The sequence below is a fragment of the Aquabacter sp. DMC10 genome (assembly GCF_056314145.1).
This window is the reverse complement of record NZ_JBQUYX010000002.1, coordinates 417,855-438,663: the sequence shown is the minus strand read 5'-3', so window position 1 is coordinate 438,663 and position 20,809 is coordinate 417,855. Positions and strand designations below refer to the sequence as shown.

Here is a 20,809-nt window from a genome sequence, read left to right as displayed (position 1 = left end):
ATGCGACCCATAGGGAGAGAAACGGTGCGAGATTTCCAGCAGCCCGGCCGTTCTGCGGCCTATGGGGAGAGGGCGATGGTCGCCACCTCCCATCCCCTTGCGACCCTTGCCGCGATCGAGGTGCTCCGCGAGGGCGGAAGTGCCGCCGATGCGGCGCTGGCCGCCGCCGCCGTGCTGTGCATCGCCGAGCCGCAGATGACCGGCATTGGCGGCGATGCCTTCTTCATCCATGCGGACGCGGCGGGCGCGGTGAACGCCTATAACGGCTCGGGCCGCGCCCCGGCCGCCGCCACGGCGGGCCATTTCGCCGAGCGCGGCATCACCGCGCTCGCGCCCACCGACGCCCATGCGGTGACCATCCCCGGGGCGGTGGATGCCTGGATGGCGCTCCATCAAGGCCATGGCCGCCTGCCGCTGGACCGGCTGCTCGGCCCGGCCATCGCGCTCGCCCGCGAGGGCTGCATCGTGCATCCCCGCGTTGCCTGGGACTGGGCCCATTTCGAGGCCCGCGCCAAGGCCCGGCCCGAGGCGGCAGCCCTCTTCCTGCAAGAGGGCCGGGCGCTGCGGGCAGGCGAGCGCTTCGCCAATCCCGCTTTGGCCGGGACGCTCGCCGCCATCGCCCGCGAGGGGCGCGCGGCCTTCTATGAGGGCGCGGTCGCGGAGAGCCTTGCCGCCACCCTGCGCGCGGCCGGCGGGCTCCATACGGCGGAGGATTTCGCCGCCCATCGCGGCGAGGCGGTCACGCCCATCCGCACCCGCTATCGCGGCATCGACGTGCTGGAATGCCCGCCCAACGGGCAGGGCATCACCGCCTTGATGCTGCTGAACATTCTCACCGCCAGCGGCCAGGATCTGGCGGGACTTTCGGAGCTGGATCGCATCCACCTCTTCTCTGAGGCGACCAAGCTTGCCTATTGGGAGCGCAACACCTGGTGCGCGGACCCGGCCTTCGCGGCGGCGCCCGTGGAGCGCCTGCTCTCGGCCGCCCATGCGCGGGCTCTGGCGGATGCCATTTCCATGGACACCGCCCGCACCGCGCCGCCGCATGACCGCACGGCGCACACCGACACCATCTATCTGTGCGTGGTGGACCGGGACCTGAACTGCGTGTCCTTCATCAATTCCCTGTTCAACGCCTTCGGCTCCGGCATCTTCGATCCGGCGACGGGGGTGATGCTGAACAACCGGGGGCTCGGATTTACCTTCGCCGAGGGACATCCCAATCGCATGGACGGGGGCAAACGGCCGCTGCACACCATCATTCCCGGCATGGCGCTGGATGGGGACGGCCATCCCTTCATGCCGTTCGGCGTCATGGGCGGGCATTACCAGGCGGCCGGGCACGCTCATCTTCTGATGCAAGTGCTGGATCTCGGACGCGATCCCCAGGCGGCCGCCGAGGCGCCCCGCAGCTTTGCCCATGACGGCGTGCTCCAGGTGGAGACCACGTTCGGCGCCGACCTGCGCGCCGGGCTCGCCGCGCGCGGGCACGAGATCATCCTGGCCGATGAAGCCATTGGCGGGGCCCAGGCGATCCGGATCGACCGCGCGCGGGGCGTGCTGATCGGCGGGTCCGATCCGCGCAAGGATGGGATGGCGCTCGGCTTTTAGCCGGAGCGGTCGTTCCCGTCTTTTCCGCCATAAGGGCGCCGGGCGCGCAGGTGAGGCGCGCCCGGATCAAATCGTGATGGCACCGGGCGTCCGCACGCCTGGAAAAAGCTAAGCCGCCGCGCTCATGGAGGAGCGGAAGGCCCAGGACACCATGCGCTTTTCAAGGGCCGCGAAGACGGCGTACATGAGGATGCCCTCAATCGCCAGCATCATCAGGCCGGCAAACACCAGCGGCATCTGGAAGTTGGAACCGGCCTGAACCATCAGGTGGCCGAGCCCCGCATTGGCGCCGATGGTCTCCGACACCACAGCGCCCACGAAGGCCAAGGTGATGGCCACCTTCAGCGCGCCGAAGAGATAGGGCCCGGTGCGGGGGATGCCCACCTTGCGCATGATGTCCAGCTTGCTGGCGCCCAGCGCGCGGAGCACGTCCTCCAGCTCCGGCTCGGTGGTGGCAAGGCCGGTGGCCACGTTCACCACGATGGGGAAGAAGGAGATCAGGAAGGCGGTGAGGATGGCGGGAATCTCGCCGATGCCGAACCACATGATGAGAATGGGCACAACCGCCACCTTGGGGATGGAGTTGAAGCCGATCATCACCGGATAGAGCCCGCGATAGATCGCCCGCGACCAGCCCACCACCAGCCCCAGCGCGATGCCGAAGGCCACCGCCAGGAGGAAGCCGGCGGCCGTGGTCCACAAGGTGACGAAGGAGTTCTTCAGCAGCGGCCACCAATATTGCACCATGGCGCCGAAAATGGCGCTGGGGGCCGGCAGGATGAAGCTGTCGATCCTGAACAGATAGCAGGCCGCCTCCCAGATCACGAACAAAGCGACAGTGAAGGTGACCGGCGTGAGGTCTTCGCTGGTGATCTTCATGCCTGCCTCACTTCGGCGATCTTGTTGCGGAGGTCATGGACGAGAGTGGTGAAGTCGGTCCCGTAGCAGATGTCGAGCGCGCGGGGGCGGGGGAAATCCACCGCGCGGGTCTCAACGATGTGGCCGGGCCGGGCGCTCATCACATGGATGGTGTCCGCCAGGAAGGCGGCTTCCCGCAGATCGTGGGTCACCAGGATCACGGTGAAGCCGAGGCGCTGCCAGAGGTCGCGCAGCACGCACCACAATTCCTCGCGGGTGAAGGCGTCGAGGGCCGCGAAGGGCTCGTCCAGCATCAGGAGCGCGGGCTCGTGGATGAGGGAGCGGCAGAGCGAGGCGCGCTGCTGCATGCCGCCGGACATTTCCCAGGGATAGCGATCAGCAAATTCGCGCAGGCCGACCACGCCGAGCAGATCGAGGGCGCGGGCCTTGTAGGCAGCCTTGTCGCGACGATAGGCGCTGCGGTGGGGCTCGACGATTTCCAGCGGCAGCATCACGTTGTCGAGCACGGTGCGCCAGGGCAGCATGTTGGCGTGCTGGAAGGCCATGCCGGCCACCTTCACGGGACCCGTCACCTCGTGGCCCTCCACCTCCACCTTGCCCTTGGTGGGGCGGATGAGGCCGGTCACCAGCTTCATCAGCGTGGACTTGCCGCAGCCGGAAGGGCCGACCACGGCGGCGAACTCGCCTTTCTTCACATGCAGCGAGGTGTGGGAGAGCGCCGTCACATCGCCGGTGCGGCCGCGATAGGACAAGGTTACGTCATGGAGGCGGATCAAGGCTCAAGCCTTTCAGGCAGAGTGGTTCGTCGCGGCTCGGCTTGAGGAGTTTTCGGGAGGTCTCGCCCGGCCTTCCCCCTCCCCAGCCCTCCCCCGCAAGCGGGAGAGGGAGTTTTGTGTGCAGGTCATGTTCCTGTGCAAGACATCTTCTCGCCCTCCGGAAACCGCGGGGGTTCCCCTCTCCCGCTTGCGGGGGAGGGCCAGGGGGAGGACCAGGGAGGGGGCCGGCCTGGCCAGCCCGCCGCCGTCACTTCAGCTTGCGCTCGGCGGCCGGAGGCAGGAATTCCTCGGTGAAGATGTCCACCGCCACGGGCTGCTTGTTCTTGAAGTCATAGGTGACGGCGATCTGGTCGATGGACTTGTTCATCCGGTCCCGATCGATGCCGCCGACGCCGTTCTTCGTCACCCATTCGGTGGCGATATTGTCCTTGATGGCCATCTTGAGCCGGGCGAGCTCCACCTTCTCGTCGCCGGTCTCATTGCGCTTCATCACCGACTTGATGGCATCCTCGGGATTGGCCACGGTGTAGATGATGCCCTTGATGGTGGCGCGGACGAAGCCGGCCACCGCGGCCGGATTGGCCTTGGCGAAGGCCTCGTTGACGATCACCGCATTGCCGTAGAGAACGAGGCCGTAATCGGCCATGAGCATGACCTTCACGTCCTCGGGCTTGATGCCCTTTTGCAGCAGGTTGAAATAGGAGGAGAAGGAGAAGCCGGTGATGGCGTCCACCTTGCCGTCGGCCAGCATGGGCTCGCGCACGGGGAAGCCCACATTCTCCACCGTCACCTTGCTGGCGTCGATGCCGTTCTCCTTCACGAAGGCCTTCCACTGGGCATAGGCGCCGTCGGGCGCGGGCGCGCCGAGGATCTTGCCTTCCAGGTCCTTGGGCTGGGAGATGCCGGTCTTGGCCAGCGTCACGATGGAGAAGGGCGGCTTGTCATAGACCATCATGACGGCCTTGACGCCCTTGTCCGGGTTTTGGTCGTGGAACTTCACCAGTGAGTTGATGTCGAAGAAGCCGAGCGGATAGGTGCCCGCCGCCACGCGGGCGATGCCGGCCACCGAGCCGGGGCCGCTGTCGATGGTGACGTTCAGGCCCTCGGCCTTGTAGAACCCCTTGTCGATGGCGACGAAATAGGGGGCGGACGGCCCCTCGAACTTCCAGTCCAACGCGAACTTGATGTCGGTGTCGGCAAAGGCCGGCGCGGACAGCGTCAGGCCGATTGCGCAAACGACACCCTTAACGAAGCGCCTCATGGTGCTCTCCCTTGGATGACCCCAGGAGAAGCAACCCACATGCCAAGAATGCGGGCAGTCCTGACGTCGTTCTGCGCCGCCACTGTGCCTAAGCAATAGGCGGATGCGCGAATATTGCGCCTGTTTCGCAACCTCGGGGAGAGAGACCTTCAGCTATGCCCGCCCCGCCGGCCGGGGTGGGAAGGGCAGGGGGCTCAGAGCCCCAGATAGGCGGCGCGCACCTTGGGATCATCCAGCAGGGCCGCGCCCTTGCCTTCCAGCACCACATGGCCGGTTTCCAGCACATAGCCGCGATCGGCGATGGCCAGCGCGGCGGAAGCGTTCTGCTCCACCAGCAGCACGGTGATGCCCTGCGCCTTCAAGGCCACCACCGCCGCCAGGATCTGGTCGATCAGCAGCGGCGCGAGGCCGAGCGAAGGCTCGTCCAGCAATAGCAGCTTGGGGGCCGCCATGAGGGCGCGGCCGATGGCCAGCATCTGCTGCTGCCCGCCCGACAGGCTCATGGCCGGGATGTGCCGCTTCTCGTGGAGAATGGGGAACATCTCATAGACCTGGGCCAGCGTGTCCTTGTCGGGCGCGCGGCGGCGGAAGGCGCCGAGGCGCAGATTGTCTTCCACGGACAAGGGGCCGAACACTTGCCGGCCCTCCGGCGACTGGGAAATGCCCAGCGCCACACGGGCGTGGGGCTCCAGCCGCTCGATGGGCTTGCCCTCGAACAGGATGCGTCCGCCGCTCGCCGGCTGAACACCGGAGAGGGTGCGCAGGAGCGTGGTCTTGCCGGCCCCGTTGGAGCCCACCAGCGCCACGATCTCCCCGGCCTTCACCGTCAGGCAGATGTCGTGCAGCACCTTGATGCGGCTATAGGCGGAGGTCAGGCCTTCAACCGTGAGCACGATCCGCCTCCCGCGATCCATGGTCCCCGAGATAGGCGGCGATCACCGCCGGGTCGTTGCGCACCTCGCGCGGCGGCCCTTCCGCCAGGCGCTTGCCCTGGGCGAGCACCAGCACGCGGTCGGAAATCTTCATCACCAGCTTCATGTCATGCTCGATGAGCACCACGCCGATGCCGCTCTTGGCGATCTCGCCGATGAGTTCGTCGATGGCTTCCGTCTCCACCGCATTGCAGCCGGCGGCGGGCTCGTCGAGCAGCAGCACCTTGGGATTGGCGGCGAGCGCCCGGGCGATCTCCAGGCGCTTCAGGGCGCCATAGGGCAGGGAGCCGGCGGAAACATCCGCCACCTCCCTCAGGCCCACGCGCTCCAAGAGGGCGACGGCCGTGGCGCGGGTGTCCCGGTTCTGCCGGGTAACGCTGGGCAGGCCGAGCAGGTCCGCCAGGAAGCCGGTCTTCTCGGATAGGTGGCAGCCGACCATCACATTCTCCACCGCGCTCATGCGGAAGAAGACCTGGAGGTTCTGGAAGGTGCGCGACATGCCCCGGCGCGTCAGCAGGTGGGGGGCGAGGCCAGTGACACGTTCGCCGCCGAGCCGCACCTCGCCCCGGCTTGGCTTGTAGATGCCGGTGACGAGGTTGAAGAGCGTGGTCTTGCCGGCGCCGTTGGGGCCGATGATGGAGAAGACCTGGCCCGCCTCCACCTGAAAGCCCACCTTGTCGACCGCCACCAGGCCGCCGAAGGAAATGCCGATGTCCTCCACCGCCAGCAGGCTCATGACACGCGCTCCAGCAGCCAGTTGCGGATGGTGGGCACGATGCCCGCGGGCAGGAAGATCATGAACACCATGATGAGCAGGCCCAGCACCGCCTGCTCATATTCCTGGAGGCCGGTCAGGGCCTGTGGCAGCACCACCAGGAAGGCGGCGCCCACCACCGCGCCCAGCACCGAGCCGAGGCCGCCGATGATGACCATGGCCACCAGCTCGATGGAATGCATGAAGGAGGCGGCGTCGGGGGTGATGAGGCCATTCATCATCGCCAGCAGCCCGCCGGCAAAGGCCGCATAGACGGCGCCGATGACGAAGGCGACGAGCTTCTTGGCGCCCACGTCCACGCCCGTGCCGGCCGCCGCCACCTCGCTGTCATGCAGCGCCTTCAGCGCCCGCCCGGTGGGGCTCGCGGCGATGTTGAGGGCGAGGAAGGCGCCGATGAGAAGCGCACCGGCGGAAATCCAGTACCAGTTCTGTGCCCCGGAGACGCGCCAGCCGAACAAGGTGAGGCGTGCCACCGACATGCCGTCCGGGCCACCGGTGACCGCGCTCTCGCTGTGGAGCACGAGGGCGATGATGACGCCGAAGCCGAGCGTGGCGATGGCCAGATAATAGCCCTTCAGCCGCAGGATGGGCCGGCCCACCAGGAAGGCGATGAGGCCGGACAGCGCTGCCCCCAGCACCAGGGAGAGGAGCGGATGGAGCCCCAGATGCGCCGGGCCGATGGCCACCGCATAGGCGCCGATCCCGAGGAAGCCGGCATGGCCCAGGCTCACCTGGCCGGCATAGCCCATGAGGATGGTGAGGCCCAGGGCGGCGAGGGCGAAGATCCACACCAGGGCCGCCACCCGCAGATAGAAGGAGGAGGGGGCGATGAGGGGCACCAGCACCATGATGAGGGCCAGCACCAGGAGGGGCGAGAAACGGGCTTTGAGCGCGGCGGCCAGCATCACACGCGCTCCACGCTGCGGCCGCCGAACAAGCCGCGCGGCATGAAGAAGAGCACCAGCAGGATGACCAGGAAGGCCACCGCATCCTTGTAGGTGGAGGAGATGTAGCCGGCGCCGAACGCCTCCAGGAGGCCGATGAGCAAGCCGCCCACCACCGCGCCCAAGGGATGGCCCATGCCGCCCACCATGGCGGCGGCAAAGCCCTTGAGGGCAAAGAGGGTGCCCACGTCGTAGCGGGTGAGCGTGATGGGCGTCACCACCACGCCGGCAATGGCGCCGATGGCGGCCGACACACCGAAGGCCAGCGCCAGGATGATGGTGACATTGATGCCCACGAGCCGCGCGGCCAGCCGATTGGCGGCGGTGGCGAGCAACGCCTTGCCGATCAAGGTCTTTTCCAGGAACAGATAGAGCCCCACGAACAGCACCAGCGCGGTGCCCACCACCCACAGGCTCTGGGGCAGGATGGTGGCGCCGCCCACCGCGATGGGCGCATCGCCGGAAAAGGCGGGGAGGGAATGGAACTGCTTGTCGAACACCACCTGCGCCACGCCCTTGATGAAGATGGACGCGCCGATGGTGATCATGATGAGGGCGACGGGTGAGGCGCCGCGCGCCGGCTCGATGGCTAGGCGATGCAGCAGCAGCCCCACGATCACGGCGCCCAGAATGGCGATGAAGGCCGCCAGCGGCAGCGCGATGCCGGTCGCCGCCAGGAAGACGGTGCCCATGCCGCCGATCATCACGAAGTCGCCCTGGGCGAAATTGATGACGTCCGAGGCGTTGTAGATGAGGGTGAAGCCGAGGGCGACGAGCGCATAGACCGCGCCCACCGTCAGCCCGGAAAACACCAGTTGCAGGAACTCGGCCATAGGGGTGTCGGGTCCTGTTGGAAGCGGATGGTGGATGTTTGGTGGGGCGGGTCGGGGCATCGCCGCCCTTCGGACGCGGGCGCGATCGTGGCGGGCTGACCCTCCAAGGCTCCGCCCAGCGCCTCCTCCGCCCGGCGCCCCCTCCCCAACCCTCCCCCGCTCTCGCGGGAGAGGGAGCTTGCGCGCAAGAGGAGCTCAGCGGGCAAGGCTGGGCCGAACGTGTTCAATCCCGGCGGATTTCCCTCTCCCGCTCGCGGGGGAGGGCCAGGGAGGGGGAGGGCCGGGAACAGGCCCCCAAAAGCCTACTTGGCTTCCATCACCCAGTCGCCGCCCTTGATGACCAGCATGCGGAAGCTGTCGGTGCCGAGGCCCAGATGGTCGGTGGCGGACATGGTGTAGATGCCGGTCACGCCCACATAGTCCTTGGTGCCTTCGATGGCGTCGCGGATCTTCTGCGGGTCAGTGGACTTGGACTTCTCGATGGCGTTCACCAGAAGCTGGATGCCGTCGAAGCCATAGCCGCCAAAGGTGGAGACGGGCTGGCCGGTGGCCTTTTCGTAAGACGCCTTGTAGGCCGCGCCGATGGCCTTCTGGCGGTCGCTGTCGGGCAGCTTGTCCACCACCAGCAGAGCGGGGGCGGGCAGGCGGACGCCCTCGGCGGCGGGGCCGGCCAGGTCGATGAAGCTCTTGGAGGCGACGCCGTGGCTCTGATAGAGCGGCAGCGCGATGCCGAGCTGGGCATAGTTGCGCGTCACGATGGCCGGGCCCTGGCCAAAGCCGGGATTGAGCACCGCCTGGATGCCGGCGGTGTTCTTGATCTTGTTGAGCTGGGGCGTCATGTCGGAATCGGTGGCGCCGTAATTCTCGTCCACCAGCACGGTGATGCCGTAGTCGCCGATCACCTTCAGGCACTGGGCGCGCATGGACTTGCCGAAGCCGTCCGTGCCCGAGATCATGCCGATCTTGGTGATGCCCTTGGCCTTCATGTCCTCGAAGATCTTCTGGCACGCGGTCTTGTCGGTGTGCGGGGTCTTGAAGACGAAGGCGCGCACGGGCTCGACGATCTCGATGGCGCCGGCCAGCGAGATGAAGGGGATCTTCGCGTCCTCGAAGACGGGGATCATGGCCATGGTGGTGCCGGTGGTGGTGCCGCCCACCATGGCGATCACCTTGTCGTCTTCCACGAGGCGGGTGGCGAAGGTACGCGCCTTGTTGGCATCGCCGCCATCGTCATAGAGCACCAGTTCCACCGGGCGCCCGAGCAGGCCGCCTTTCTTGTTCAGCTCTTCCACATAGAGCTTGAGCGTCTTGGCTTCCGGGTCGCCAAGGAAGGCGGCGGGGCCGGTGGCCGACACGACGGAGCCGATCTTCACGGGCTCGGCGGCGAAGGCGGAAGTGGAAAGCGCGGCAGCGAAGGCGGCAGCGCGCAGCGTCCACCGTCCGAAGACGGACATACCCATGTGGCGTTCCTCCAAAAGGTCCAGACCTGACCGTCGCAAGGGCGGGTTGGCCCGCCTCCAAGCGTCCGCCCACCCCAGGGGCCTTGCGGCCTGACCTTTGGGGAGGAGCGACATCTGTACTGTAAGATTAACCGACCGATTGGTCAATCATATCCGTGCGGATTTGATCGAGGTCAAAAACGCCGCGCAACGCAATTGATCGACCAACCGGACAATCTTTGATATGCGGGATTTCAGCGCGCGCCGCGCCGGCCGTTGTGAGCGGCTCTCCCTTCGCGGCTGGCGTGCGCCTTGAAGGTTGGGATTGGGAAACGGATGGCCCGCACACGCGCCCAGGATTACGACACCAAGCGGCTGGCGATCCTGCACAAATCGGCCGAGCTGTTCGCGCAGTTCGGCTATTCCGGTACCTCGATCACCATGATCGCGGACGCCTGCGGCGTGTCCAAGGCCTTGCTCTATCACTATTATCCCGACAAGGAAGCGCTGCTCTTCGACATCATCTCTGACCATCTGGACGCCCTCATCCAGGTGGTGGAGGAGGCGGCCTCCGGCGCGCGCGATCCGCAGGAGCGCCTGTTCGCCATTTCCGCCGGTCTGCTGGAAGCCTATCGGGACGCCGATTCGCAGCACCAGATCCAGATCGCGAACTTGAAGCTCCTGCCGCAGGAAAAGCAGGACGTGCTGCGCGAATTGGAGCGCGTGCTGGTGCGCATCTTCTCCGATGCGCTGGCCGAGGCGGTGCCGCAGGTGGGGCGGGGGCCGATGCTGAAGCCCCTGACCATGTCGCTCTTCGGCATGCTCAACTGGCATTATCTCTGGTTCCGGGACGGCAAAGGCCTGTCGCGCGCCGAATATGCCCGGCTCGTGACCACCTTGCTCCAGGCGGGCGCGCTGGAGGCGGTGGCGGCGGTCGGCACGCCCGTGCCGGCGGAGCGCGCAGGCAAGACGGTGGTGGCGGAGGCTGAGACCGGGACAACGGCCGAAAGGGCGGCTGTGGTGCCCGCTCCCGCGCCGTCCTCCGCCAAGCCCCGCAAGCGCGCCGCGGCGCGGCCGCGCTCGGCGGCCTCGGGGGACTGAGCCGGGCCGTCATTGGCGCCACGGCCCGTGAAGGGTTCCGGTTCGGCCCTTCCAGCGCTATGGAGCATCCATGCCGGACGCCTCCTCGCCCACCCAAGCGGCGCTGAACCAGATCCTTGACCATGTGCGGGCCGAACCCTCTCGCACATGGTCCATCATTATCACCATCTATGGCGATGCCATCGTGCCGCGTGGCGGCAGCGTGTGGCTGGGCACACTCTTGGCCTTCTTCAATGCCATGGGGATCGCCGACGGGGTGGTGCGCACGGCCGTCTCGCGCCTTGCCTCCGATGGCTGGCTGGAGCGCACGCGCATCGGCCGCAACTCCTTCTACCGGCTGGCGGACAAGGGCCGCGAGACCTTCCGGCGGGCGAGCGCGCACATCTATGCCCAGCGTCCGCCGGACTGGCGCGGGCATTTCGAGATGCTGTTCCTGGATGGCATCTCCACGCGAGAGGGCCTGCGCGAGGCGCTCTCCGATGCCGGCTTCGGCTCGCCGGCGTCCGGCGTCTGGATCGCCCCGGGGGGCGCATCGGTGCCACTTGAAGCCGCCGACAGCCTGCATGTGGAAGCGCGGGGCGGGTCGGACGAGGCCCGCGCGCTCGCCGCCCGCGCCTGGCCCCTGGGCCAGACGGGCGAAGCCTATGGGCGCTTCCTTGCCGTCTTCGGTCCGCTGGGCGCCGCGCTGGCGGATGGGGGTGGTATGAGCGACCTCGACCGGCTGGTGGCGCGGGTGCTGCTCATCCACGAATACCGGCGCATTGTGCTGCGCGATCCGCTCCTTCCGGCCGAAATCCTGCCGGCGGACTGGCCGGGCGCGGCGGCGCGGGCCTTGTGCGCGGATATTTATGGCGCGCTGGTGGAGGGATCGGAGCGCTGGCTCGATGCCCATGGGGTGAACGAGCACGGCGCCCTGCCGGCGCCGCAGGGGGACCTGAGGCAGCGCTTCAGGGCGTAGGACGTCCTGTTTCCGACCGAGGCTTCACAGATCGGCCGGGGGATCGATGTCCTCGATCAGCATCTTCGGCAGGATGAGGCCGAAAGCCATGGCCACCATGATGGCCATGGCGGTGGTGCCATAGACCGCCGCCGCCGTCAGCAATTGGGGCGCGGCTGCAGAGCCCGCATTGGCCATGCCGATGAGCGCGTCCGCCATCCGAAACACATAGGAGCCGGGGATGAGTGAGACCACGGAGGCGAAGGCGAAGGCGGCGAAGGGCATGTGAAGGCGGTTGCTGAGGGGGGTGACCACGGCCCCCACGAAGAGGCAGGCGACGAAGGACGACAGAGCCGCACCTCCGCCCACCGCCAGGACACCCCAATGCAGCGCATGTGCCACCATTCCAACCGCCATGGGCAAGGGCAAGCGCCGCCAGGGCATGGAAAAGAAGGTGCCATAGGCGGCCACCGCAATGCCGGCCGCGATCATGTCCACCGGCAGGGCCACATTGGCGCCGCCGGGGGTGAGCGGGATGCTTTGGCCACCGACCGACAGGCCCGCCAGCAGGCCGACCGTGATGAGAAGGATGAGCAGCCCCGCATAGGACAGGCGCTCGAGGGCGAGCGGCAGGCGCATGCGCGCCAGATCGATGGCCCCATTCAGGAGATGAGGCCCGGGCACCAGCACCATGCAGGGGCACAGCGCGATAACGAATACGGCGCTGGAGGGCAGCAGCCGCGCGATGCCCACGGCCACGATGCCCGCGAGGAAGGCTGCCCCCAGCGGCTGGGGCAGGGGCGTGGGCGCCACCCGCGCCAGCCACCGGCGCAGGACGGCACCGGCGAAGGCGCTGGCGAAGACCAGGAGAATGGTGACCGGATCGGTGGCGCCGAAGATCACCGACAGCGCCGCCGCGCCTGCGCCCGCAAGGGCCGCGAAGCGCAACTGCGAGACCGGCGCCAGGTGCTCCACCGCCGCGAGGCGGTCGAGCGCTGCCGCGGGGGGCAGATGGCCCGCCCGCACCGCGTCCATGACCTCCAAGGTCTCCGTGACCTTGTGCATCTCCACGCCGGCGGGAATGGCCGGCACGATTTCAAGCCGCTCGCCCTGGCCCGGCCTCATGAAGCGCAGCGCCACTTCGCCCCAGCGCGGCCCGACGGACACCGTCAGGCCGAAATGGGCCGCAAGCCGCGTGACGTTGCGCACGGTGCGCTCCGTCGTCTGTCCGTTGCAGAACAGAAGACGGGTGCAGGTGCGCAACAGGGCGATGACCTCTTCCTCACCGGCCGGCGATGCATCCCCCATGGTCAGACCGCCGGATAGGCGGGCAGATAGGCCATGGCCTCGATATGGGCGGCAATGTCGGCGGGCCGTTCCACGCGGGCAAGGCCCTTGTCGAAGATCCGCTCGGCGATGCGCGCGGCCACATGGAGGGAGGCGGCACGGATGTCGTGCTGGGGCGGATAGATGAGGCCGCTGTCCAGCTCCTCCTGCGTCACCAGCTCGGCCACCGCCTGGGCGGCGACGATGAACATGTCCTGGGTGACGCGGGTGGCCTGGGTCGCCAGCACCGCCATGCCCATGGCCGGGAAGATATAGACGTTGTTGCCCTGGCCGGGGATGAAGGTCTTGTCGCCCAGCTTCACCGGCGGGAAGGGGCTACCCGAGGCAAAGATGGCCCGTCCCTCCGACCACTTATAGGCCTCTTCCGCCGTGCATTCGGAGCGCGAGGTGGGGTTGGAATAGGGGAAGATGATGGGGCGGGCATTGATCTTGGCCATGGCCTCGATCACCGCCTGGTTGAACAGCTTGGGCACGGTGGAGACGCCGACGATGCCGGTGGGCTTCAACTGCTCGATGGCCTCGACGAAGGAGCTCAACGGCGCATGGTCGTGGGCGAAGGGCTTCTGGAAATCCGCCACATCGGTCCGCGAGGACACCATCAGGCCGTTGATGTCGAACAGCCAGCAGCGCGCGCGGGCCTCCTCGATGGTGATGCCTTCCAGCACCATGGCCTCGCTGATGAGCTCGGCGATGCCGGTGGCCGCCGAGCCGCCGCCCAGGAACAGGAAGGTCTGATCGGTGAGCTTCTCCTTGGAGATGCGGAGCGCCCCATAAATGCCCGCGACCGCCACGGCCGCCGTGCCCTGGATGTCGTCATTATAGGTGCAAGTGCGGTCCTTGTAGCGCTCCAGGATCGGCACCGCATGGAAATTGGCGAAGTCTTCCCACTGGATGCAGCACTTGGGATAGAGCTCGGTGATGGCGGTGACGAACTCCTCGATGAAGGCGTCATATTCCGCCCCGCGCACCCGCTGCTGGCGCAGGCCGAGATAAAGCGGGTCGTCCAGGTAGGTGGCGTTGTTGGTGCCCACATCCAGCGTGATGGGCAGCGTCATCTCCGGGGGAACGCCGGCGCACACCGTATAGAGGGCCAGCTTGCCAACCGGAATGCCCATGCCGTTCACGCCGAGATCGCCGAGGCCGAGGATGCGCTCGCCGTCGGTGACGACGATGAAGCGGATGTCCTTGTACGGCCAGTTGGCGATGAGGGACTTCAGGCGCCCCTTGGCGGTGATGGGCAGATAGAGCCCGCGCGTGGCACGCAGGAAATGGTCGAACTTCTGGCAGGCCTCGCCCACGGTGGGGGTATAGACCAGCGGCATGAAGGTCGCCGGGTCGGACATGAGGGTGGCGTAATAGAGCGTCTGGTTGCGGGCCTGGAGATCGCTCAGCAGCAGGTACTTTTGCAGGTCGTTGTCGAGCTGCTCCAGTTGCAGGTGCACGCGGGCGACCTGCGTCTCCAGCGTATCGGCGCCGGGCGGCAGCAGGCCTTCGAGGCCCAGGCGCGCCCGATCTTCCACGGCGAAGGCGCTGCCGCGATTGAGTTCGGAATCGTGCAGGAGGGAAAAGCCGGTAGCGGTCATGGAAGGCCCCAATGCTGTCCTTGGACAAGGAACAGGGCGGCCATGAGCGGCCGCCCGGCAGGAAGGCGCCGGCGCGGGGCCGGCGGGGGGATTGGACGGCGCTCAGTCGCCTTCGTGGGCGACGTAGGGCTTCACCATCTTGGTCGGGTCCACCACGCGGTGGAACTCGTCCTCGGTGACATAGGCCAGTTCCAGCGCCGCCTCCTTCAAGGTGAGGTCGTTGTCCATGGCGTGGTGGGCGATCTTGGAGGCCTTGTCGTAGCCGATCACCGGGGCAAGGGCCGTCACCAGCATGAGCGAGCGGTCCACATATTCGGCGATCTTCTTCAGGTTCGGCTTGGTGCCCTCAACCAGGAAGCGACGGAAATTGGTGCAGCCGTCGGTGGCCAGCGTGATCGAGTTGCAGATGTTGAAGATCATCAGCGGCTTGTAGACATTCATCTCCAGATAGCCGCTGGCGCCGCCAAAGCCTACCGCCACGTCATTGGCCATCATCTGCACGGCCAGCATGGTCAGCGCTTCGGCCTGTGTGGGGTTCACCTTGCCGGGCATGATGGAGGAGCCGGGCTCGTTCTCCGGGATGATGAGCTCGGCAAAGCCCGCGCGCGGGCCGCACGACATCAGGCGGATGTCGTTGCCGATCTTGTAGAGCGAGGCGGCAAGCGTGCGCAGCGTGCCGGAGAACTGCACCAGCGCGTCATGGGCGCCCTGGACCGTGAACTTGTTGGGCGCGGTCACATAGGGAAGGCCCGTGAGGGCGGCGATCTCCGCCGCCACCGCCTCGGCAAAGCCGGGGGCGGCATTGATGCCGGTGCCCACGGCCGTGCCGCCCAGAGCCAGGCGATAGACCCCCTTCAGCGCGTCGTCGATGCGCTCCAGGTCATCGGTCAGCATGCCCGCATAGCCCGACCATTCCTGACCCAGCGTCAGGGGCGTGGCATCCTGCATGTGGGTGCGGCCGATCTTGACGATGTCCTTCCACTCCTCCGCCTTGGCCGCGATGGCATCGCGCAGGGCGGTGACGGCCGGGATCAGGCGGGTGGTGGCGTTGACGCCCACCGCGATATGCATCGCCGAGGGGAAGGAATCGTTTGACGACTGGGACATGTTGACGTGGTCATTGGGATGGACCGGCGTCTTCGCGCCCAGCGGGTTGCCCGCCATCTGGCAGCAGCGGTTGGAGATCACCTCGTTCACGTTCATGTTGAACTGGGTGCCCGAGCCGGTCATCCACACATGCAGCGGGAACATGTCGTGGTGCTGGCCGGCGAGAATCTCGTCGCAGGTGGCGGTGATGAGCTTGAACTGCTCGTCCGGCAGGCGCCCGCCCTTGTGGTTGGCCGCGGCCGCGCCCTTCTTGAGGGTGGCATAGGCGGTAATCATTTCCCGCGGCATCAGGTCCTTGCCGATGCTGAAATGCTCCAGGGAGCGCTGCGTCTGCGCGCCCCAGAGCTTGTCCGCGGGAACCTGGACTTCGCCCAGGCTGTCGGTTTCGGTCCGCATCTCAGTCATGGCCGCCCCATTTTTGTGATTTCATCCAGACTGCTCACAATGAGGGTCGGATGCAAATCACTCATGACGCCCGAGGCAATGAGAGTTTCATCCATTTTGGCAATGACTTGTGGTGTCGCAGTGTGGCGCCACCGCCAGGGTCGTGTCAGACCTTCTTCACGAACTCCGCGCGCAGCACCAGGCCCTTGATGCCGGGATAGCGGCAGTCGATCTCCTGGGCGTCGCCGGTGAGGCGGATGGTCTTGATGACCGTGCCGCGCTTCAGCGTCTGGCCGGCGCCTTTCACCGTCAGGTCCTTGATGAGGGTCACGCTGTCACCGTCCTGGAGCAGGTTGCCGAGAGAATCGCGCACCTCGACGCCAGCGCCGGCCTCGCCCTTCCGGGCGGCGGCATCCTCGGGGCTCAGCCATTCGCCGGTGGCATCGTCATACACATAATCGCCGTCGGTGCTCATGGCGTCCTTCCAGGTTGGGATGGGGCGCGGACCATACACGAGGCCGTGAAGCGAAAGCGAGGCCGGCGGCGGCATGGCTGCTTTCTCTTTCTGAGGCGGCGTGCCGTGCGGGTTCGCTGCCCGCACCAGCCGCCGAGCCCTCCCCCTCCCCAACCCTCCCCCGCAAGCGGGAGAGGGGGCCGGACAGTGCGGGAGGGAGGCCGGAAGCTTGGTGCGGAGGCGCGCCGCCGGGCGCGCCATGACCCCCTCTCCCGCGAAGCGGGGGAGGGCCGGGGAGGGGGCAAGGCCCGGGAAGGCCAGGAGGGGGCGAAGCTGGCATGCAAGGCGCACCGCGTAGCGGGCCGATCGGCATCACCGATCCTAAACATGTTACAAAAATCACTTGTGATCTTAAATTTCGTCACATATAATTTTTTCAAGATAGGGAGGACCGCATGTACACGCAGGCTCTCAACGCCAATCCCGACGCCAACGACCGTACGCTGGAGGATGCCGCGCTGCTCGCGCGCTTCCAGGCGCGCATCGACGATGAGCAGCGCATCGAGCCCAATGACTGGATGCCGGCCGCCTATCGCAAGACGCTGACCCGGCAGATCTCCCAGCATGCCCATTCCGAGATCATCGGCATGCTGCCCGAGGGCAACTGGATCACCCGCGCCCCCTCGCTCCGACGCAAGGCGGCCCTGCTCGCCAAGGTGCAGGACGAGTGCGGCCACGGCCTTTATCTCTATGCGGCCGCCGAGACGCTGGGCACCTCGCGCGAGGAACTGGTGGACCAGCTCCTGTCCGGCAAGGCGAAATATTCGTCCATCTTCAACTATCCGACCCTGACCTGGGCGGACATCGGCGCCATCGGCTGGCTGGTGGACGGCGCGGCGATCATGAACCAGATCCCGCTGTGCCGCTGCTCCTACGGCCCCTATGCCCGCGCCATGATCCGGGTGTGCAAGGAGGAATCCTTCCACCAGCGCCAGGGCTACGAGATCATGCTGACGCTGGCCAAGGGCAGCGCCGAGCAGAAGGAGATGGCGCAGGACGCGCTGAATCGCTGGTGGTGGCCCTGCCTGATGATGTTCGGCCCGCCCGACGCGGCCAGCCAGCATTCGGACGCCTCCACCCGCTGGAAGATCAAGCGCTTCTCCAATGACGAGCTGCGCCAGAAGTTCGTCGATGCCACCGTGCCGCAGGCCCATTATCTGGGCCTCTCCCTTCCCGACCCGGACCTCAAGCTCAATGAAGAGACCGGCCACTGGGAATATGGCGCCATCGACTGGGAGGAGTTCAAGCAGGTGATCGCCGGCAACGGCCCCTGCAACCGCGACCGCATGGCCGCCCGCCGCAAGGCGCACGACGACGGCGCCTGGGTGCGCGATGCCGCGCTCGCTTTCGCCGAGAAGCGCAAGGCCAAGGCCGCCGCCTGACCCCGGCACGACGCGCCCCCTCTCCCGCTTGCGGGGGAGGGGAGTTCCAGGTGGGGAGAGGGTGAGCGGGGCGAGAGTCCGGCGGCACCCGCACGAATAAACCAACGATGTCGCCGCCAAACGCAGTGAACGCCCCCGAGCGACAGGTGGGGCCGTCTGCCAACAGGAGGAAACGCGATGCCCGTCAATGCCATCCCGCTCTGGGAAGTCTTCATCCGCTCGCGCAATGGCCTGGCCCACAAGCATGTGGGCTCGCTGCACGCGGCCGATGCCACCCTCGCCCTCCAGGCGGCCCGTGACCTCTACACCCGCCGGGGCGAGGGCCTGTCCATCTGGGTGGTCCCCTCCAATGCCATCACGGCCTCGGACCCGGCGGACAAGGACATGATGTTCGAGCCCACCGCCTCGAAGATCTACCGCCACCCCACCTTCTACGAAGTGCCCGAGGAAGTCGGCCACATGTGAACGTGCCCGGCACGTTCAGAACAAGACAGGGCAAGGGAAACGGCAAGAGGGACACATCATGGCCACCTCCAGCATCCAAGTGGCGGACATTCCGCTCGTGCGCTATCTGCTGCGCCGCGCCGACGATGCGCTGATCCTCGGCCATCGCCTCTCGGAATGGTGCGGGCATGCCCCCCTCATGGAAGAGGAGATGGCGCTCGCCAATATGGGCCTCGACCTCATCGGCCAGGCGCGCGCGCTCTATAGCTATGCGGGCGAGGTGGAAGGCGCCGGCCATGACGAGGACGCCTTCGCCTATCTGCGCGGCGAGCGGGACTACCAGAACCTGCTCCTGGTGGAGCAGCCCAACGGGGACTTCGCGCGCACCATGGTGCGCCAGTTCTTCTATTCCGCCTTCATCGACCCCTATTGGCGAGCGCTGATGGGTTCGTCCGACGCGACGCTTTCCGCCATCGCCGCCAAGGCGGAGAAGGAGAGCGCCTATCATGTGCGCCACTGCGCCGAATGGATCATCCGCCTCGGCGACGGCACGGCGGAGAGCCATCAGCGCGCCCAGGCGGCGGTGGACGAGCTTTGGGCCTTCACGGGCGAGCTGTTCGAGGTGGACGCGGCCGAGCGCGCCTTGATCGAGGCGGGCGTGGCTGTGGACCCCGAGCCGCTGCGCGCCGGCTTCAAGGCCAAGGTGGATGCGGTGCTCGCCGAGGCGACGCTCACCCTTCCCGCCGGCACCTGGATGCACAAGGGCGGACGGCAGGGCCGGCATTCCGAGCATCTCGGCCATCTGCTCGCCGAGCTGCAATATCTTCAGCGCACCTTCCCCGGAGCCACCTGGTGAACCAGCCCCTCGGGGCGCTCTCCGGCACCGGAACCGGGCCGGAGGCGCGCCTCCTGGAGAGCGCCCGCGCCGTGGCGGGCCAGGTGACGGACCCGGAAATCCCGGTGCTCACCATTGCCGATCTCGGCGTGCTGCGGGACGTGCGGCTGGTGGATGGGCGGATCGAGGTGCTGATCACGCCCACCTATTCCGGCTGCCCGGCCATGAACATGATCGCGCTGGAGATCGAGCTGGCGCTTGAGAAAGCGGGGCTTGGCCCCGTCACCGTCAAGACGGTGCTCTCCCCCGCCTGGACCACCGATTGGATGAGCCAGGACGGCCGCGACAAGCTGCGCGCCTATGGTATCGCCCCTCCCGCCCAGGGGGGAGGGCGCCGGGCGCTGTTCGGCGAGGACCAGGTGGCCTGCCCGCAATGCGGGGCCACCGACACGTCGGAGATCGCGGCCTTCGGCTCCACTTCCTGCAAGTCCCTGTGGCGCTGCAACGTCTGCCGGGAACCCTTCGACTATTTCAAATGCCATTGAACGGGAAACGCCATGTCCACCGCCATTGAGACCAATGCCGCGACCGGCGGCAGCCCGCTCGTTCCCCCCGTCGCGGGGCGCGCCGTGCCGAGATTCCACGCGCTCACCGTGCGCGAGGTGCGCCGGGAGACGCCGGAGGCGGTGTCCATCACCTTTGCCGTCCCGGCCGATCTGGCCGCCGACTTCGCCTTCGCACCCGGCCAGTATCTCACTTTGCGCACCACCATCGACGGGGAAGAGGTGCGCCGCTCCTATTCCATCTGCTCCGGGCCCGATGACGGCGAGCTGCGGGTGGCGGTGAAGCAGGTGGAGAGCGGGGTCTTTTCCGGCTGGGTGAATGCGAACCTTGCCGCCGGCGACACCATCGACGTGATGACCCCCACCGGCCGCTTCGGCCTGGAAAGCGATCCCGGCAATGGCCGCATCCATGTGGCCTTCGCGGCCGGCTCGGGCATCACGCCGGTCCTGTCCATCGCCCGCGGCGTGCTCTCGCGCGAGCCGGACAGCCGCTTCTATCTGTTCTACGGCAACCGCACGACGTCCGACATCCTCTTCCGCACCGAGCTGGAGGAGCTGAAGGACCGCTTCCTGGGCCGCCTCTCCGTGTTCCATGTGCTCTCGCGGGAAGAGCAGGACCTGCCGGTGCTCAACGGCCACCTCAATGGGGAAAAGGTGCGCCTGCTGCTCACCGCCATGGTGCCGGCCGCCGCCGTGGACCATGCCTTCGTCTGCGGCCCGACCGCCATGATCGACGAGCTGGAAGGCACGCTGAAGGATCTCGGCCTGCCCCCCGAAAAGGTGCATGTGGAGCGCTTCGTCTCCGCCCATGGCGGCAAGCCGCGTCCCAGGCCCGTCATCGCCCCGGAAGCTGCCCCCGCCCATGTCGCCTCCCTCATCGTCGACGGCAAGCGCCGTGACGTGCCGGTGGCGGAAGGCGAGGCGATCCTCGACGCGGCGCTGCGGGCCGGCATGGACCTGCCCTTCGCCTGCAAGGGCGGCATGTGCTCCACCTGCCGTGCCAAGGTGGTGGAGGGCTCGGCCGAGATGGACCTCAATTATTCGCTGGAAGGCTGGGAGCTGGAGGCGGGCTTCATCCTCACCTGCCAGGCCCATCCCACCAGCGCACGGGTGGTGATCGACTACGATCAGGTGTGAGGCGCCGCCGGACACCAAGAGGAGC

General features: G+C 67.2%; 20 protein-coding genes. 8 read left to right on the top strand and 12 right to left on the bottom strand.

Going from position 1 to position 20,809, the window contains the following annotated elements; all coding sequences use genetic code 11:
• The first annotated feature begins 75 nt into the window (after positions 1-75).
• Positions 76-1,611, top strand: coding sequence for a gamma-glutamyltransferase (gene ggt / locus ACT54L_RS06735; RefSeq protein ID WP_476084774.1), 1,536 nt, complete (start codon positions 76-78; stop codon positions 1,609-1,611).
• 108 nt (positions 1,612-1,719) lie between these two features.
• On the opposite strand, the gene ACT54L_RS06730 is transcribed toward ggt, so the two are convergent.
• From ACT54L_RS06730 to ACT54L_RS06695, 8 genes are all read right to left on the bottom strand, one after another.
• Positions 1,720-2,490, bottom strand: coding sequence for an ABC transporter permease (locus ACT54L_RS06730; RefSeq protein ID WP_476084773.1), 771 nt, complete (start codon positions 2,488-2,490; stop codon positions 1,720-1,722).
• Positions 2,487-3,266 (bottom strand): ABC transporter ATP-binding protein, encoded by a 780-nt coding sequence (locus tag ACT54L_RS06725; protein WP_476084772.1) that lies wholly within the window; start codon positions 3,264-3,266, stop codon positions 2,487-2,489. The genes ACT54L_RS06730 and ACT54L_RS06725 overlap by 4 nt, the downstream gene beginning before the upstream one ends.
• Positions 3,267-3,513: 247 nt before the next feature.
• A complete protein-coding gene (locus ACT54L_RS06720; RefSeq protein WP_476084771.1) occupies positions 3,514-4,527 on the bottom strand; it encodes an ABC transporter substrate-binding protein in 1,014 nt (337 codons plus the stop codon).
• Between the two features lie 194 nt (positions 4,528-4,721).
• Positions 4,722-5,420, bottom strand: a complete 699-nt coding sequence (locus tag ACT54L_RS06715) for an ABC transporter ATP-binding protein (protein ID WP_476084770.1) — start codon at positions 5,418-5,420, stop codon at positions 4,722-4,724.
• Positions 5,407-6,195: an ABC transporter ATP-binding protein gene (locus tag ACT54L_RS06710; RefSeq protein ID WP_476084769.1), complete on the bottom strand. Its 789-nt coding sequence runs from the start codon at positions 6,193-6,195 to the stop codon at positions 5,407-5,409. The genes ACT54L_RS06715 and ACT54L_RS06710 overlap by 14 nt, the downstream gene beginning before the upstream one ends.
• Complete coding sequence (locus ACT54L_RS06705) at positions 6,192-7,139, bottom strand: branched-chain amino acid ABC transporter permease (RefSeq protein ID WP_476084768.1); 948 nt, start codon at positions 7,137-7,139, stop codon at positions 6,192-6,194. Before ACT54L_RS06705 ends, ACT54L_RS06710 begins: the two co-directional genes overlap by 4 nt.
• Positions 7,139-8,011 carry a branched-chain amino acid ABC transporter permease gene (locus ACT54L_RS06700; protein ID WP_476084767.1) on the bottom strand — a complete coding sequence of 291 codons (873 nt, stop codon included), beginning with the start codon at positions 8,009-8,011 and terminating at the stop codon, positions 7,139-7,141. The genes ACT54L_RS06705 and ACT54L_RS06700 overlap by 1 nt, the downstream gene beginning before the upstream one ends.
• 302 nt (positions 8,012-8,313) lie before the next feature.
• On the bottom strand, positions 8,314-9,471 hold the full coding sequence (locus ACT54L_RS06695) for an ABC transporter substrate-binding protein (protein ID WP_476084766.1): 1,158 nt from the start codon (positions 9,469-9,471) through the stop codon (positions 8,314-8,316).
• A gap of 315 nt (positions 9,472-9,786) precedes the next feature.
• Here ACT54L_RS06695 and ACT54L_RS06690 point away from each other — a divergent pair, with 315 nt between their 5' ends.
• A complete protein-coding gene (locus tag ACT54L_RS06690) occupies positions 9,787-10,551 on the top strand; it encodes a TetR/AcrR family transcriptional regulator (protein ID WP_476084765.1) in 765 nt (254 codons plus the stop codon).
• A 70-nt stretch (positions 10,552-10,621) separates the two neighbouring features.
• Entirely contained in the window at positions 10,622-11,509 is an 888-nt protein-coding gene (gene paaX, locus ACT54L_RS06685) for a phenylacetic acid degradation operon negative regulatory protein PaaX (protein WP_476084764.1), read from the top strand.
• 24 nt (positions 11,510-11,533) lie between these two features.
• On the opposite strand, the gene ACT54L_RS06680 is transcribed toward paaX, so the two are convergent.
• From ACT54L_RS06680 to ACT54L_RS06665, 4 genes are all read right to left on the bottom strand, one after another.
• Complete coding sequence (locus tag ACT54L_RS06680) at positions 11,534-12,796, bottom strand: threonine/serine exporter family protein (protein WP_476084763.1); 1,263 nt, start codon at positions 12,794-12,796, stop codon at positions 11,534-11,536.
• Positions 12,797-12,798: 2 nt separating this feature from the next.
• Positions 12,799-14,418 (bottom strand): NAD-dependent malic enzyme, encoded by a 1,620-nt coding sequence (locus tag ACT54L_RS06675; protein ID WP_476084762.1) that lies wholly within the window; start codon positions 14,416-14,418, stop codon positions 12,799-12,801.
• Between the two features lie 102 nt (positions 14,419-14,520).
• A complete protein-coding gene (gene fumC, locus ACT54L_RS06670) occupies positions 14,521-15,930 on the bottom strand; it encodes a class II fumarate hydratase (protein WP_476084761.1) in 1,410 nt (469 codons plus the stop codon).
• A 145-nt stretch (positions 15,931-16,075) separates the two neighbouring features.
• Positions 16,076-16,384, bottom strand: a complete 309-nt coding sequence (locus tag ACT54L_RS06665; protein ID WP_476084760.1) for an alkylphosphonate utilization protein — start codon at positions 16,382-16,384, stop codon at positions 16,076-16,078.
• Positions 16,385-16,818: 434 nt separating this feature from the next.
• Here ACT54L_RS06665 and paaA point away from each other — a divergent pair, with 434 nt between their 5' ends.
• The 5 genes from paaA to paaE all read left to right on the top strand — a co-directional run bounded on the left by paaA (position 16,819) and on the right by paaE (position 20,784).
• A complete protein-coding gene (gene paaA, locus ACT54L_RS06660) occupies positions 16,819-17,805 on the top strand; it encodes a 1,2-phenylacetyl-CoA epoxidase subunit PaaA (RefSeq protein WP_476084759.1) in 987 nt (328 codons plus the stop codon).
• Positions 17,806-17,982: 177 nt separating this feature from the next.
• Complete coding sequence (gene paaB / locus ACT54L_RS06655) at positions 17,983-18,270, top strand: 1,2-phenylacetyl-CoA epoxidase subunit PaaB (RefSeq protein WP_209104664.1); 288 nt, start codon at positions 17,983-17,985, stop codon at positions 18,268-18,270.
• A gap of 58 nt (positions 18,271-18,328) precedes the next feature.
• Positions 18,329-19,105 carry a 1,2-phenylacetyl-CoA epoxidase subunit PaaC gene (paaC, locus tag ACT54L_RS06650; protein ID WP_476084757.1) on the top strand — a complete coding sequence of 259 codons (777 nt, stop codon included), beginning with the start codon at positions 18,329-18,331 and terminating at the stop codon, positions 19,103-19,105.
• Positions 19,106-19,158: 53 nt separating this feature from the next.
• Positions 19,159-19,629 (top strand): 1,2-phenylacetyl-CoA epoxidase subunit PaaD, encoded by a 471-nt coding sequence (gene paaD / locus ACT54L_RS06645; RefSeq protein WP_476085174.1) that lies wholly within the window; start codon positions 19,159-19,161, stop codon positions 19,627-19,629.
• A 12-nt stretch (positions 19,630-19,641) separates the two neighbouring features.
• Complete coding sequence (gene paaE / locus ACT54L_RS06640) at positions 19,642-20,784, top strand: 1,2-phenylacetyl-CoA epoxidase subunit PaaE (protein ID WP_476084756.1); 1,143 nt, start codon at positions 19,642-19,644, stop codon at positions 20,782-20,784.
• Positions 20,785-20,809: the final 25 nt, after the last annotated feature.